Genomic DNA, 15,411 nt, shown 5'->3' with positions numbered 1-15,411 from the left:
GTCTGGCTGGGGGCGGGGGCGTTGACCAGCCCATGGGTGGCCGCGGTGGCGGCGCTGACGGCGACGGTGCTCATGACCGGCGCCTTCCACCTGGACGGGCTGGCTGACAGTTGCGATGCCCTCGTCGGCGGTGGTGACGCCGAGCATCGCCGGGTCCTGCTCGACGACCCGCGGCACGGCACCTACGGGGTGGTGGCGGTGGTGTTGCAGTTGCTCGCCCAGTGGGCCGTGCTGGCCGGGTTGCCGGCCGCCGCCGGCGCGGCGGCCCTGGTGATGGCCCACTGCTCTGCCCGCACCGGGGTGGTCTGGGCGACGCTGGGTGCCCGGCCCCTCGACGCAGGGTTGGGGGCGGCCGTGCTTCGAGCCCGCCGGAGCTCGGACCTCGTGGCCGCGGCGCTGTGGTCGGTGGTGTCCAGTGTGACCCTGGCCGGCCCGGTAGGGTTGGGGGTGTCCGCCGCCGCGGCGCTGGCGGCGTTCGGCACCCGCGTGTGGGGTCAGCGCCGTCTCGGTGGGGTGAACGGTGATGTGCTCGGTGCGGCCGAGCAGATCGGAGAGACCGCCGCGCTGGTGGCGGTGGTGGTGTTGGTCAACGCTGGATGGGAGGTCCCGTGGTGGGTCGGGTCATGAGCGTCGGAGGCGACGGTCGGTGGGTGGAGACGCTCGCCGAGTGCTTCGATGCGGTGCTGTTCGACGTAGGTGGCACGCTGGTCGAGCCGGCGGCGCCGGCGACCCCGCTGTCCGAACTCGTCCCGCAGTTGCGGCCCGGTGTGGTCGAGGCGCTGCGAGCGCTCGAGGGCTCGGTCCAGCTCGGCGTCGTCACCAACACCGCGGTGATGGACGCTGAGCAGGTGCGGGGCCATCTGCGTTCGGTGGGCATCGCGGACCTGTTCGACACGGTGGTGGCCACCGCGCCGCTCGGGGTGCACAAGCCCGACCCGGCGCCCGTGCGGGTGGCGCTGGAGCGGATCGGGGTCGCTCCCGAGCGGGCGTTGTACATCGGCGACTCGGTCGACGACGAGCGAGCCGCGGCTGCGGCGGGTGTCACGTTCGGGTTCGTCGGCCCCGACCTCGTCTGGACCCTCGAGCGCCTCACCCGCCAGGGGTTCACACCCCAGGCCGGCTGGTGCCCGCCCCCCCGCCGAGAACCCGATCCGGGCTGTGCAGCCGCCTGCCAGGATCGCTTCGACCGGCTGGCGAAGCCTCCGGGCTCGCTCGGCGCGCTGGAGGAGACGCTCTGCCGGCTGGCGGGCATCCGGCGCGAGCCACTGCCTGCGGTGGACCCGGCGGTGTGCGCGGTGTTCGTCGCCGACCACGGGGTGGCCGAGTCCGACGTGGTGACGCCGTGGCCCTGGACCATCAGCCGGCAGGTGGCCGGGCTGCTGGCCAGCGGGCGAGGGCTCGGGTCGACGCTGGCCCGTGCGGCGGGGGTCACGCTGGAGGTCATCGACGTGGGCATCGCCACGGGGGCGACCCCGCCGGGGGTCCGCAATGAGCGGGTGCGCCCGGGGGCCGGCGACATCCGTTCGGGTCTGACGATGGAGCACCACGAGGTGGAGGCCGCCCTGGCGGTGGGAGCCCGCACTGCGGAGCGGTTGGTGGCGGGTGGGGCCCGCACCCTGTGTGTGGGTGAGGTGGGGATCGGCAACACGACCGGGGCGGCGGCGCTGCTGGCCTGGCTGAGTGGCGAGGACCCGATGGCGCTCACCGGTCGGGGGGCGGGCATCCCCGATGATGCGCTGGCCCGGAAGCGCGAGGTGGTGGCGGCCGCGGTCGCGGCCGTGCCCGACGACACGGGGCCACTCGAGGTGCTGAGCCGGCTCGGTGGCCTGGAGGTGGCGGCCATGGCCGGCTTCGTGGCGGGTGCGGCGTCGATCGGGGTGCCGGTGGTGCTCGACGGGGTGGTCACGCTCGCCGCCGCCGCCCTGGCCGAGCGTCTGGTGCCCGGGGTGCGCGACGCGATGGTGGCATCCCATCGCTCACCCGAGCCGGCTGCGGCCGTGGGGTTGGAGCTGCTCGGGTTGCGTCCCCTGTTCGAGCTGGGGATCCGCACCGGCGAGGGCGGGGGAGCGATGCTGGCGGTGCCGCTGCTGCGAGCGACCCGGGAGGCGCTGGCCGGGACCGCGACGCTCGACGAGCTGTGACCCGGGGCCTCACCCTCGGCCCAGGGTGACCTGCACCCATCGTCGGGCGTCCTCGGCTGTTGCCACCCGCCGCACCGCCGGCTGGGACGGCCGCTCGACCATGACCACCGGAAGCCCGAGCTCCCGGGCCGCGTCCAGTTTGGCCCGGGTGGCGGTCCCCCCTGCGTTCTTGGCCACGATGACGTCGACCCTGTGGCGCACGAGCAGGTCGCGTTCCGCGGCCAACTCGTAGGGCCCCCGGTCCAGCACCAGTGTCGTTCGGGGTGGGGGCCGTTCCGGAGGATGGATCGAGCGGACCACGAACCGGGTGTGGCGGGCGCGGTCGAAATGGTGGAGCTCCCGCCTGCCGACCGTCAGGAAGGCCACCCGGGCGTCGAGCTCGTCGATCGCCGCGGCGGCTTCCGGCAGGCCGGGGACGCAGACCCACCGGTCCCCGGGACCTGGGGTCCACGGTGGGCGGAGGAGGCGGACCAGTGGCACCCCGGCCCCACTGGCGGCGGCCGCCGCGTGGTGGGGCATGCAGGCGGCGAAGGGGTGGGTGGCGTCGATGAGCAGGTCGATGGCCTCCTCGTCGAGGTAGCGGCGGAGGCCGTCGACCCCCCCGAACCCGCCGCTTCGCACCAGGCCCGGCCGGCTGCGCGGATCGGTGGTCATGCCGGCGAAGGAGCTGATCACCTCGAGCCCGTCGTCGGTGAGCAACCCCGCGAGCCGGGTGGCCTCGGTGGTCCCCGCCAGCACGAGCACCCGGGTCATCGGCCTCGATCGTAGGAGACCCCGAGGTGGCGGCAATCGGTGGAAGGGTGGCGGTGCTCGACCCCCGCGCCTAGAGTCCGCGCCGGTCGCAGGGAACACCGGTGTGAATCCGGGGCTGTCCAGCAACTGTGACCGGGGAGCGACCTCTCACCACACGCCACGACCGTTCGGGGTTGGAAGGCCGAGAGGGAGCGGTGATCCGGGAGCCAGGACACCTGCGTCCGTGAACCGAACGAGACGCTAGGAGACGTCACCATGATCTTCGCGATGCACATCGCGGAGGGGTTCCTGCCCCCGCTGTGGGTGGTGGTGTGGACCCTCGCCGCTGCCCCGTTCGTCGTCATCGGTTTCCGGTCCCTGGGACGCACCATCGCCCAGCGACCGGATCAGAAGCTCCCGGTCGCGGCGTCCGGGGCGTTCTGCTTCGTCCTGTCGGCGATGAAGATCCCCTCGGTCACCGGGAGTTGCTCCCACCCGACCGGTGTGGGCCTGGGCATCGCGCTGGTGGGTCCGTGGCCGATGATGGCGCTGGGGTCGATCGTGCTGGTGTTCCAGGCGCTGCTGCTCGCCCACGGTGGGATCACCACCCTCGGCGCCAACATCTTCTCGATGGCCGTGGTCGGTCCCCTCGTGGCGTGGTGGGTGCTGCGGGCGGGGCTTGCGACCGGCCTGCGCTGGTCGACCGCGGGTGGGGTGGCCGCCGGGGTCAGCAACCTCACCACCTACGTCGTCACCGCCGGGCAGCTCGCGCTGGCCCACCCGGATCCCGCCTCGGGTGTCGCCGGCTCGGTCACCAAGTTCCTCGGGATCTTCGCCGTCACCCAGATTCCGCTGTCGGTGATCGAGGGCTTGCTCACCTCGCTGGCGCTCGGGTGGCTCGCCGCCCGGAGCACGGTCGCCCTGCCCGAGTGGGCGACTCGGCGGGACGGTCGATCGCCCTCCTTGCGGGGCTCGCTCGCGGTGCTGGCCGCGGTGGTGGTGCTGGTGGTGGCGCCGCTGGTGGCCCGCCGGGGGGCTGAGTGGGCGGGCGCCGACGCGCAGGCCGCCGACGAGGTCACGGCGATCGATCCCGGCTACGAGCCGTGGTTCGAGGGCTGGTGGTCACCGCCGTCCGGGGAGATCGAGGGATTCCTCTTCGCCCTGCAAGCGGCCGCCGGTGCCGGGGTGCTCGGCTACGTGGTGGGGGCTCGCCGCAGGCGGCTCGGAGACGGCGCCGACGGGCTGGCGCGGTCCGAGACCTCGTGAGCGCCATCTCGACCATCGACACGCTGGCCCACACCAACCGCTGGTCCACCCGCCACCTCGGTGAGCGGCTGTGGTGGAGTGGGGGCCTGCTGATCGCGGCGGTCACTCTGCCGGTGTGGCCGACCGCACCGCTGGTGCTCGGCGCCGTGGCGGTCTCCTGCCGGCTCGCCGCCCTTCCGCCCGGCGAGGTGCTGCGCATCCTGCGGGCACCGGCGGGGTTCGTAGCCACGGGGGTGGTGGTGTCGACGGTGTCGATCCAGCCGGGCTGGCCCCCGACGGTGGGGCTCGGCGACCCCCGAGCCGGCTTGACGCTCGCGGGTCGGGCGATCGCGGCGGGCGCAGCGGCGGTGCTGCTCGCCTGCACGGTCCCGCTCCCGGCGTTGCTGGCCCGGGCTCGCCGGTGGCGGGTGCCGGCGTCGGTGTGCGAGCTGGCGATGCTCATGTACCGGATGGTGGCGGTCGGGCTGGAGCGAGCGCGCTGGCAGCGGCTCGCACAGGAGAGCCGGGGTGGCTACCTGGGGGTTCGCCGCTCCGTGCGCTCCATCGGCGCGCTGGCGGCGGCGGCGTTCGTGGGATCGATCGGCCAGGCCGAACGGCTCGCCACGGGGCTGGCCGCGCGGAACTTCGACGGCACGGTGCATCTGCTCGACGACGGGTGCAGGCCGTCACCGACGTTCGTCGTCGGGAGCTCGGTCGCGTTGGGTGTGCTCGTGGCGGTCGCCGTCGCCGTCGGGGGTGGGTGGCTGTGAGCGTGCCGGGGGTGAGCTCCCCGGCGATGGAGGCCTGCGGCCTGTGGTTCCGCTACCGGAACGCACCGTCGTACGCGTTGCGAGGTTGCGACCTGCGGATCCCGGCGGGGTGCCGGCTGGCGCTGCTCGGTGCCAACGGGTCGGGCAAGACCACCCTGCTCTTGCACCTCGACGGCATCCTGCGACCCGAGCGGGGGATCGTTCATCTCGACGGGGTGCCCCAGGCCTACGACCGGCGGTCGCTGCGCCGCTGGCGGCGATACGTGGGCCTCGTGGTGCAGCACCCCGATGACATGCTGCTGGCCGGAACCGTGCTCCAGGAGGTGGCGTTCGGCCCCCTCAACCTCGGGGCCGCCGAGCGCGATGCCCTTGCAGCGGTCGAGCGGATCCTCGCCGAGCTGTCACTCACCCACCTGCGTGACCGGCCGATCCACCTGCTCTCCGGCGGTGAGCGGCACCGGGTGGCCATCGCGGCGGTGGCCGTGACCGAGCCGCCGGTGCTGCTGCTGGACGAGCCCACCGCGGGACTCGACCCCACCGCCGTCGAGGAGGTGCTCGAGGTGCTCGACCGCCTCCATCGGCACGGCACGACCGTCGTGGTGTCGACCCACGACGTCGACCTCGCACACCGCTGGGCCGACACCGTGGCGGTCATGGTCGACGGGACGGTGGGCCGGTGTGGTGGGCCGGAGATCCTCGGTGACCGGGCGCTGCTCGGCGCCGCCCGCCTGCGCCCACCGGCGGTGGTGCGCATCTGGCAGAGCCTTCCGGAAACCCTGCGACCCACCGCCTGCCCACCCGACATCGACGCGCTGGCGTTGTTCCTGACTCGCGCCCGGTTCCGCGATCAGCCCGTGGGGAGCGGCTGATGGCCACGAGCGCGGGAGGCCTGATGGTCTGCGGCACCAGCTCGAACGCCGGGAAGAGCACGCTGGTGGCGGGCCTGTGCCGGTGGCTCACTCGCCGGGGCGTTGCGGTCGCGCCGTTCAAGGCACAGAACATGTCGCTCAGTTCGGCGGTGACCGCCGACGGCGGCGAGATCGGCCGGGCGCAGGCCCACCAGGCTTACGCCGCCGGTGCCGACGCCGTGGTGGCGATGAACCCGGTGCTGCTGAAGCCCACCGGCGAGCGGGCCTGCCAGGTGGTGGTGATGGGTCGCCCGTGGGCAGTGCTGTCGGCCGCCGAGTACCACCGGCGCAAGCCCGAGCTGTTCGAGGTGGTGCTGGAGGCCCACCGCAGCCTCGCCGAGCGGTTCGATGTCGTGCTGTGCGAGGGAGCGGGCAGCCCGGCGGAGATCAACCTGTTCGACCGTGACATCGTGAACCTCCGCCTGGCGGAGGCGGTCGGGGTGCCGGCCATCCTCGTGGGTGACATCAACCCCGGGGGGGTGTTCGCTTCGCTGCTCGGCACCGTGGAGTGGCTCCCGGCACCGTGGCGGGCCCTCGTGCGGGGATTCGTGATCAACAAGCTCCGGGGCGACCCCGCGCTGCTGGCCGACGGGTGCGCGCAGCTCGAGGCCCGCACGGGGATCCCCACCATCGGCGTGCTGCCGTGGCTCGAGACGGCGTGGGTCGATAGTGAGGACTCGATGGCGTTGGAGCGCCCGCTGACGGAGCCACGGCCCGCGCTGGCGGACGAGCTCGACGTGGCCGTGGTGCGCCTTCCCCGCCTGGCGAACGCCACGGACCTCGACGCCCTCCGACTCGAGGCCGGTGTCCGGCTGCGCTGGGTGCACGACGCAGCCGGGATGGGCGACCCCGACCTGGTGATCCTGCCGGGGTCGAAGGCCACCGTGGACGACCTCGTCTGGTTGCACCGGCGCGGACTGGCGGACGCGATCCGCCGCACGGACGCCACGGTGCTCGGGATCTGTGCCGGCTACCAGATGCTCGGCCGCCGCATCACGGACGCCGGCGGGGTCGAATCCCGAGCCGGTGAGGTGCGGGGTCTGGGTCTCCTGCCGGTGCACACCCGCTTCCTCCCCGGCAAGGTCACCCGCCGCTGTCGCGGTCGGGTGGAGGGCTTCCCGGCGGACGCCGCCGGGGTCGAGGGCTACCAGATCCACCACGGACGGGTCAGCCCCGACGGCGGCGACCCTTTCGTGGTGGTGGTCGACGAGGATGGAGGGGACCACCTCGACGGTGTGCGCGTCGGTGACGTGCACGGCACCACGCTGCACGGCCTGCTCGACACGGACCGGTTCCGGCGGGCGTTCCTCGAACGGGTGGCCGCCCGCCGCGGCAAGCGCTGGGTCAGCGACGGGGCCAGCCTCGCAGCTGCTCGCGACGCGCAGCTCGACGCGCTGGTGGGCGCCCTCGAGCGTCACCTCGATCTCGCTGCGGTCGAGCACCTGCTCGCATGCGGCACCCCGAGAGCCGGAGACGCGGTTCGATGAGCGAGCCCGGGGCGATCCTCTACCTCACCAACGTCGACACCGAGGTGCTCGCGCTGCGGATCGCCATCGAGGGCCTGCCGCCGGCCTGTCCTCGGGTGCGGGCCCGCCAGACCTGGCGGTTCGACCCGGGCCGCGACCTCGAGGGAGTCCGATGTGTGGTGGTGCGGCTGCTCGGCGGCCGTCGCCTGTGGGAGGACGGCTTCGACGACCTCGACGCATGGTGCCGGTCTCGGGACGTGCCGCTGCTGGCCTTCGGGGGCGAGGCGGTGCCCGACGGGCCGCTCGCCGCCCGCTCCACGGTGCCGGCCGCGGTGCACCGGGAGGCGTTCCGGTACCTGGTGCAGGGGGGACCGGCGAACCTCGGCCGGTTCATGTGCTTCGTGGCGAGCGCGGTCCTCGGTGCGGACCTGCCCGTGGAACCCCCCGAGGAGATCCCGGCCCACGGCATCTGGCGGCGAAGTACCGGGTTCGACGACGGCCGGCCCCGGGTGGGGGTGGTGTTCTACCGGGCGCACCTCGTGGCGGGGAACACCGGGTTCGTGGACGAGCTCGCTGACGCGCTCGAAGCCCGGGGCCTCGGCGTGGTCGTCGTGTGGTGCTACTCGTTGCGCGGCGACGCCGGCGCACCGGTGGTGGAGCTGCTGCGCGGCGAGCAGGTCGAGCTGCTGGTCACCACGGTGCTCGCCGCCGGTGGGGCCAACTCGGGCGCGGGCACGGTCGGTGCACCCGGTGGGCTCGAGGGCGACCCCTGGGACATCGAGGCGATCGCCTCGCTGGACGTCCCGGTGCTCCACGCGGCCTCCGCCGGTCAGTCCTCGCGGGAGTGGGCGGTCGACCCGAACGGCCTGGGTCCGTACGACGCCGCGGCGGGGGTGGCGATCCCGGAGATGGACGGGCGGGTGATCGGCCCGGTGTTCGCGTTCAACGAGGTGGTCGACGAGGGCGACGAGCTCGGCACCGAGGTTCGGGCCTACCGCTGCATCCCCGACCGGGTCGAGCGCTTCGCCGGGATCGCGGCCCGACTCGCGCGCCTTCGGCGCACCCCACCTGACCGGCGGCGGATCGCGCTGGTGCTCTCCGCCTACCCCACCCGCCACGGCCGTCTCGCCAACGCCGTCGGGCTGGACTGCCCCCGCTCGGTGCTGCGGATCCTCGAGGCGCTCGCCACCGCCGGCTACCGGGTCGGCGAGCTGCCGGAGAACGGGGACGCCCTGATGGCCGAGATCGAGGCCGGCTTCGTCGACGACACCGACACCGCGGGCGCGGCCGATCCGGGCCGGGCGGTGGGTCGGCTCGACACCCGGGCGTACCGGTCATGGTTCGAGACCCTTCCGGAGCAGGCCCGGCGAGAGGTCGAGCAACGGTGGGGACCGGCGCCGGGCACCCACCGGGTGCGCGGCGGGGCGCTGGTCTTCAGTGGTCTGGAGCTCGGCAACGTGCTCGTCGCCGTGCAGCCGCCACGCGGGTACGGCGACGACCCGGTCGCGATCTACCACGCGCCGAACCTGCCGCCGACCCACCACTACCTGGGCTTCTACCGGTGGCTGGACGCGGTGTGGGGTGCGGACGCGGTGGTGCACGTCGGCAAGCACGGCACCCTCGAGTGGCTCCCCGGCAAGGCGTTGGCGCTGAGCGCCGCGTGCTTCCCGGACGTCGCCATCGGTGAGCTGCCGCTGTTCTACCCGTTCCTGGTCAACGACCCGGGCGAGGGCAGCCAGGCCAAGCGTCGGGCCCACGCGGTGATCATCGATCACCTCTCGCCCCCGCTGACCCGGGCCGAGACCTATGGCGAGCTCGCCCGCGTGGAGCAGTTGCTCGACGAGTACAGCCAGCTCCAGGTCCTGGATCCCGCCAAGCTGCCGGCGTTGCGCGAGCGGATCTGGGCGACGCTCACCGAGGCCCGCCTCGACCGGGACCTCGGGATCGGGGAACGACCCGAGGAAGATGCGTTCGACGAGATGCTCGCCGAACTCGACGGGTACCTGTGCACGCTGAAGGACGCCCAGATCCGTGGGGGGCTGCACGTGCTGGGCGAGCCACCCGGCGGTGACGCGCTGGTCGATGCCGTCCTCGCCGTCACTCGGCTCCCGCAGGGGACCGTGCCCTCCCTGAGGGCCACGGTCGCGTCGGAGCTGGGCTTGTCCATCGACGATCCGCGCCACGCCGATGCTCTGGAGGCGGAGTGCCGGCGCCGGGTGCAGGCCGTTGCGCAGCGGGGCTGGCGAGCGACCGCCGGCGACGGACCGACCCTGCAGTGGGTGTGTGCGTGGCTGGTGCCGATGCTGCGGCGTACGAGCGACGAGATCACCAACCTCCTGCGGGGCCTGGACGGGCGGTACGTGCCGGCGGGGCCGGCCGGAACTCTCACCCGGGGCGGGGCGCACGTGCTGCCCACAGGCCGGAACTTCTACACCCTCGACCCGCAGGCGCTCCCGACGCCGCTCGCGTGGGAGACGGGGGTGCGCCTGGCTGACGCCCTCCTGGCCCGCCACCTCGAGCAGCACGGCTCCCACCCCCGCAGCGTCGGCCTGGTGGTGTGGGGGACCGCGGCGATGCGGACCCAGGGCGACGACGTCGCCGAGGCGCTGGCCTTGCTCGGGGTGCGGCCCGTCTGGGACGCCGAGACCCGTCGCGTCGTCGGGCTGGAGCCGATCCCGCTGGCCGAGCTCGGCCGACCTCGGGTCGACGTGACCCTGCGGATCAGCGGCTTCTTCCGCGACGCCTTCCCGAACCTCGTGCGGCTCGTGGACGACGCGGCGCGGCTGGTGGCGTCGCTGGAGGATGAACCGCCCGAGCAGAACGCCCTGCGGTGCTCGCCCGCCGACCCGCGGGTGTTCGGGCCGGCACCGGGAGCCTACGGCGCCGGGATCATCGAAGCCTTGCAGTCCGGGCAGTGGGCGACCGAGGACGACCTGGCGTCGATCTACGCCGCATGGTCGGGCTGGAGCTACGGCCGACACGGCTACGGCGTGGCCGACGAGGCCGCGATGCGCCGGCGCTTCGCGCTGATCGACGTGGCGGTGAAGAACCAGGACGACCGGGAGCACGACATCTTCGACTCGGAGGACTACCTGGCCGACCACGGCGGCATGGTGGCGCTGGTCCGCTCGCTCACGGGATCCACGCCGGCGGCGGTGATCGGGGACTCGTCCGATCCCGCCCGACCCGTGGTGCGCTCCCTGGCCGAGGAGGCGGCCCGGGTCCTGCGCAGCCGGGCACTCAACCCTCGTTGGATCACGGCCATGGCCGCCCACGGCTATCGAGGTGCCGCCGAGCTGGCGGCGACCGTCGACTGCCTCGTCGGCTACGACGCCACCACCGGGGTGGTCGACGACTGGATGTACGAGCGGATCACCGCGGCGTACGTGATGGACCCCGAGGTCCGGAAGCTGTTCCGGCGCTCGAACCCCGCCGCGCTGCGCGAGCTGGCCGAGCGGCTCCTGGACGCGGCCCGGCGGGGGCTGTGGCAGGCCTCGGAGGACGCGAGCGCGGCGCTCGCGGACGCGGTGGTGGAGGCGGAGGGATGGGAGGAGCTGCGGTGAGGACGATGTTGCCGTTCACCGCGGTGGTCGGCCAGGAGCAGGCCAAGCTGGCGCTGGTCCTCGCAGCGGTCGAGCCGAAACTCGGTGGGGTGCTGCTGCGCGGCGACAAGGGCTCGGCGAAGACCACCCTGGCGCGGGGCCTGGCGGCGTTGCTGCCCGGCGACGCTCCCTTCGTCGAGCTGCCCCTCGGCGCCGGTGAGGACCGCACGCTCGGCACCCTCGACCTGCAGTCGCTGTTGCGGGACGGCACCCCGTCGTTCCGCCCGGGGCTGCTGGCCGCGGCGGACGGCGGGGTCCTCTACGTCGACGAGATCAACCTGCTCGCCGATCACCTGGTCGACGCGCTCCTGGACGTGGCGGTCTCCGGCCTGAACCGGGTCGAGCGCGATGGCGTGTCCCACGTTCACCCGGCCCGCTTCGTGCTGGTGGCGTCGATGAACCCGGAGGAGGGTGAGCTGCGACCCCAGTTGCTCGACCGGTTCGGGTTGTCGGTGGAGGTCCGAGCTCCTGAGGCGGTCGACGACCGGGTGGAGGCGGTCCGCCGGCAGCTGGCGACGGAGCGGGGCGAGGGACCGGCGCCGGACGGCGAGCTCGCGGCACTTCGCACCAGGATCGATGCGGCCCGCCGTCGGCCGGTGCACCTCGATGACGAGGTGCTGCGGGTGGCGAGCACGGTGGTGCTCGCCGTGGGTGCCGAGGGTCTGCGGGGCGATCTGATGCTCGTCCGAGCGGCGAGCGCGCTGGCCGCGTGGGAGGGCCGGTCGGCGGTGGGGGTGGACGATCTCCGCCGGGTGGCGCCGATGGTCCTGGCGCATCGGCGGCGACGGCGCCCGTTCGAGCAGCCCGGCATCGATCAGGCGGAGCTCGATGCCGCCTTCGACCGCGGCGCACCCCATGGGGAGGGCTCACCGCCGGCCGAGGGTGCTGGTGAGGTGGGTGTCGGGCCCGGTGATGCCGGAGCGAACCCGTCGACGCCGTCGCACCCCGCAGGGTCGGACCACCCCGCTCCCCACGGCCTGGGGCGGGTGGGGGACCCCGAGGATCGGGCGCCCATGGGTGAGGCTCCACCGCTGCGATTGCCGATCGGCCCGGGTGATCGGGTCGATTCCGTGAGCTCGGCTCACGGGCGGGCGGTCACCGCCGGCGGGCCCCGGGGGCGGGCTGTGCGGCCTGGCGACTTCGACGCCGAGCTCGGCGTCGACCCACTCGGATCCGCGGTGGCGCTGGTGGCGCGCCGGGCGGCCAGCGCGTCACCGGACGCCCCCGCCGAGCCGGGCGACCTGCGCTCGATGCTGCGGCAGCAGCCGCAGGGCGCGTTGGTGGTGTTCGTGGTCGACGCCTCGGGTTCGATGGGCGCGGCCGGACGGCTCGAGCTGGCCCGGTCGGCGGCGGTGGCGCTGCTGGCCGATGCCTACCGGCGCCGCTGCCGAGTGGCGCTGGTGACCTTCGGTGGGGATGGCGCGACCACGGTCCTCCGGCCGACCTCCTCGGTCGAGGTCGCCCGGGCCCGGCTGGCGGAGCTGCATCCCGGAGGCGCATCGCCCATCGCCGAGGGCTTGCGGGAGGCTGCGATGGTGATCACCCGAGCCGCTCCGAGCGGCCCGGTGACCGTGGCGCTGATCACCGACGGTCGGGCGACCGCAGCGGGCACCAGCCCGGCTGCCGCCTCGTCGGATGCGGCCGAGGCGGCGAGGGAGCTGGTCCGGGCGGGGGTGGCTGTGGTGGTGGTGGACAGTGAGCAGGGTCGGACCCGGCTGGGTCGGGCCCGCGAGCTGGCCGAGCGGGCGGGGGCGGTGCTCGTGCCCCTCGAGGAGCTCGAACGATTCGCTGGCGGTGATGGCAGGGAGGGCCGGACGCGTCCGGTCGGGCGGCGGACGGTCACCTCCAGGCCAGGTTCATCGGCGAACGGTGGCGAACAGTGAGGTGATGATGCCTGAGCGTGATCCTGATGACATCCCGACCGACGACCCGCGACCCGACGGCCTGCGTCGGGCGGCGTCGCTGGTGGTGGTCTTCACCGGTCCGGGGAAGGGGAAGACCTCCGCGGCGATGGGCACCGTGCTGCGATCGGTGGCCCGTGAGTGGCGGGTGGCGGTGGTGCAGTTCCTGAAGTCCGGTCGCTGGCGTACCGGCGAGGAGAAGGTCTGCCGCCAACTCGGCGTGGACTGGTGGGCCCACGGGGAGGGGTTCACCTGGGAGTCCGAGGACCTCGACCTCGACCGGGACGTGGCCGCGGCGGCGTGGGAGCGGGCCCGGGAGCTCATCGTCGGGGGTGAGCACCGCCTGGTGGTGCTCGACGAGGTGACCTACCCCCTGAACTGGGGCTGGATCGACAGCACGGAGGTGCTCGCCACCATCCGGGACCGGCCGGGTCAGGTGAGCGTCGTGGCCACCGGGCGCAACGCGCCACCGGGGCTGGTCGAGGTGGCCGACACGGTGTCGGATATCGCCGACGTCAAACATGCCTACCGGGCCGGCATCCGAGCCAAGCGCGGGATCGACTTCTGACCCAGAGACTGGACCTCAACTTGGATGCGGGCTCGGCGAGGCACGTGCCACGGGTGCGATCACGCTCCCCGGTGGCGAACCCTCGAGGTCCGGTCTCCAGATCGTCGGCTTGGTCACCTGGTTGATCGCGGGGCTGCCGCGTTGGTATCAGTTGTCACTGATTGTGCTGCGAGGGTCCCCGCGGGTGGTGGGCCCGGTTTGAGGAGGCGGAAGGTGACCGTGGTTCGCGACGACCCTTACCCCCTGGCGCGGCGGGCTGCCCGGCTGGTCGCGCTGGCTCTCACCATGGTGTTGGCGGCTGCTCTGCTCGCGGCTGCGCCGGGGTCTCCGGCGCAGGCGTCGGGGCCGGTGGTGGCGTCGGTGGGGGATGTGTCGGTGGTCGAGGGTGACAGCGGTACTCGGGTGGTGAAGGTGCCGGTGACCCTCGCGAACCCGGCGACGACGATCTCCACGGTGACCTACTCGGTGACGCATGGGACCACCGGCAGCGGTGATCTGGTGTTGCGTACCGGGACGCTGACGTTCAAGCCGAACACCAGTGGCAAGACCAAGACCGTGGGTGCGATCGGGGTGAAGATCACTGGTGACACGGTGGTGGAGGGTGACGAGACGTTCGTCGTGACCCTCACTGGTGCTTCTGGTGAGATCACTCTGGGTGACGCGGTGGGGGTGGGGACCATCGTGGATGATGATCCGGCGGGCGGTTCTCCGGTGGTGTCGGTCGCGGACGCGACCATCGTGGAGGGTGACACTGCCCGTACGCCCACCGCCACGAACAACGCGGCTGTCGCCGTCACCACTGTGTCGTCACGGTCAACCACACTACGGTTGGGACCGCCCACCGCCACGAACAACGCGGCTGTCGCCGTCACCCTGTCGGCGCCTGCTCCGGGTCCGCTGAGTGTGGTGGCTACGGTCGCGGCGGGCACGGCCACGGCGGGCGTTGATTTCAAGAAGGCGTACAGCAAGACCGTTTCGTTCAAGGCGGGGCAGACCACCAGGGTGGTGTCGGTGGGGGTGTTGCCTGACACGGTCGCCGAGGGTGACGAGACGGTCACCGTCACGTTGTCGTCCCCGAGTCCGGGGCTGACCATCGGCGCGGGTACCGCGACGGTGACCATCCGCGATGACGACGCCCCACTCACCGGCGGCACCTTGTGGTCCTGGGGTGACAACAGCGACGGTCAGCTCGGCACCGGTGACTACATTGACCACTCCGCTCCGGTGCAGATCGGTACCGGCACCGACTGGGCTACCGTCAGCGCTGGCCGACACCACACGGTCGCTATCCGCACCGACGGCACCTTGTGGGCCTGGGGCACCAACTACTACGGCCAGCTCGGCACCGGTGACTACATTGACCACACCGCTCCGGTGCAGATCGGTACCGGCACCGACTGGGCCACCGTCAGCGCCGGCGAGTCCCACACGGTCGCCATCAAGACCGACGGCACCTTGTGGGCCTGGGGCTGGAACAGCTACGGGCAGATCGGCACCGGCGACTACTCGAGCCACGCCGCTCCCGTGCAGATCGGCACCGGAACCAACTGGGCCACCGTGAGCGCAGCGTGGTCCCACACGGTCGCCATCAAGACCGACGGCACCTTGTGGGCCTGGGGCTACAACGCCTTCGGGCAGCTCGGCACGGGCGACACCACGGACCACCTCGCTCCCGTGCAGATCGGTGCCGGCACCGACTGGGCCACCGTGAGTGCAGGGTGGTACCACACGGTCGCGGTCAAGACGGATGGCACCTTGTGGGCCTGGGGCTACAACAGCTCCGGGCAGCTCGGCACCGGCGACTACACCTGGTACACCGCCCCGGTCCAGGTCGACACGGGCACCGACTGGGCCACCGTCGATGCCGGCCGATACCACACGGTCGCGGTCCGCACCGACGGCACCTTGTGGGCCTGGGGTGACAACACCTACGGGCAGCTCGGTACGGGCGACTACACGGGCTACCCCGAGCCCGTGCAGATCGGCACCGGCACCGACTGGGCCACCGTCGATGCCGGCCGACACCACACGGTCGCGGTCCGCACCGACGGCACCTTGTGGGCCTGGGGTGACAACAC

11 protein-coding genes and 1 riboswitch are annotated in these 15,411 nt (G+C 73.1%); of the genes, 10 read left to right on the top strand and 1 reads right to left on the bottom strand.

Annotation, left to right across the window (positions count from 1 at the left end; all coding sequences use genetic code 11):
• The coding region (locus V7004_RS11775; RefSeq protein WP_334144172.1) for an adenosylcobinamide-GDP ribazoletransferase at window positions 1-627 on the top strand (627 nt) is incomplete at its 5' end.
• Window positions 624-2,141, top strand: a complete 1,518-nt coding sequence (locus V7004_RS11770; protein WP_334144171.1) for a nicotinate-nucleotide--dimethylbenzimidazole phosphoribosyltransferase — start codon at window positions 624-626, stop codon at window positions 2,139-2,141. The genes V7004_RS11775 and V7004_RS11770, both read left to right, overlap by 4 nt.
• Window positions 2,142-2,150: 9 nt before the next feature.
• Here V7004_RS11770 and V7004_RS11765 read toward each other — a convergent pair whose 3' ends face one another.
• Entirely contained in the window at window positions 2,151-2,894 is a 744-nt protein-coding gene (locus V7004_RS11765) for a cobalt-precorrin-6A reductase (RefSeq protein WP_334144170.1), read from the bottom strand.
• Window positions 2,895-2,984: 90 nt separating this feature from the next.
• Window positions 2,985-3,111, top strand: a riboswitch (cobalamin riboswitch).
• Between the two features lie 38 nt (window positions 3,112-3,149).
• Between V7004_RS11765 and V7004_RS11760 the strand changes: the two genes are divergently transcribed.
• The 8 genes from V7004_RS11760 to V7004_RS11725 form a co-directional block, all read left to right on the top strand.
• The gene (locus tag V7004_RS11760; RefSeq protein ID WP_334144168.1) at window positions 3,150-4,139 is read left to right on the top strand and encodes an energy-coupling factor ABC transporter permease; all 990 of its coding nucleotides are present in this window, start codon (window positions 3,150-3,152) and stop codon (window positions 4,137-4,139) included.
• Window positions 4,136-4,888, top strand: a complete 753-nt coding sequence (gene cbiQ, locus V7004_RS11755) for a cobalt ECF transporter T component CbiQ (protein ID WP_334144167.1) — start codon at window positions 4,136-4,138, stop codon at window positions 4,886-4,888. Before V7004_RS11760 ends, cbiQ begins: the two co-directional genes overlap by 4 nt.
• An 11-nt stretch (window positions 4,889-4,899) precedes the next feature.
• Window positions 4,900-5,757 (top strand): energy-coupling factor ABC transporter ATP-binding protein, encoded by an 858-nt coding sequence (locus tag V7004_RS11750; protein WP_334144165.1) that lies wholly within the window; start codon window positions 4,900-4,902, stop codon window positions 5,755-5,757.
• A complete protein-coding gene (locus tag V7004_RS11745) occupies window positions 5,757-7,283 on the top strand; it encodes a cobyric acid synthase (protein ID WP_334144163.1) in 1,527 nt (508 codons plus the stop codon). Before V7004_RS11750 ends, V7004_RS11745 begins: the two co-directional genes overlap by 1 nt.
• Window positions 7,280-10,825 (top strand): cobaltochelatase subunit CobN, encoded by a 3,546-nt coding sequence (locus tag V7004_RS11740; RefSeq protein ID WP_334144162.1) that lies wholly within the window; start codon window positions 7,280-7,282, stop codon window positions 10,823-10,825. The genes V7004_RS11745 and V7004_RS11740 overlap by 4 nt, the downstream gene beginning before the upstream one ends.
• Window positions 10,826-10,830: 5 nt before the next feature.
• Window positions 10,831-12,747, top strand: a complete 1,917-nt coding sequence (locus V7004_RS11735) for a VWA domain-containing protein (protein WP_334144173.1) — start codon at window positions 10,831-10,833, stop codon at window positions 12,745-12,747.
• Window positions 12,748-12,754: 7 nt separating this feature from the next.
• A complete protein-coding gene (gene cobO / locus V7004_RS11730) occupies window positions 12,755-13,333 on the top strand; it encodes a cob(I)yrinic acid a,c-diamide adenosyltransferase (protein ID WP_334144161.1) in 579 nt (192 codons plus the stop codon).
• A gap of 213 nt (window positions 13,334-13,546) precedes the next feature.
• A partial coding sequence (locus V7004_RS11725; RefSeq protein ID WP_334144160.1) for an RCC1 domain-containing protein occupies window positions 13,547-15,411 on the top strand: 1,865 nt, incomplete at its 3' end.

This window comes from Rhabdothermincola sp. (assembly GCF_036846205.1).
Taxonomy (GTDB): domain Bacteria; phylum Actinomycetota; class Acidimicrobiia; order Acidimicrobiales; family Acidimicrobilacustridaceae; genus Rhabdothermincola.
This window is presented reverse-complemented; position numbering and strand designations above follow the sequence as displayed.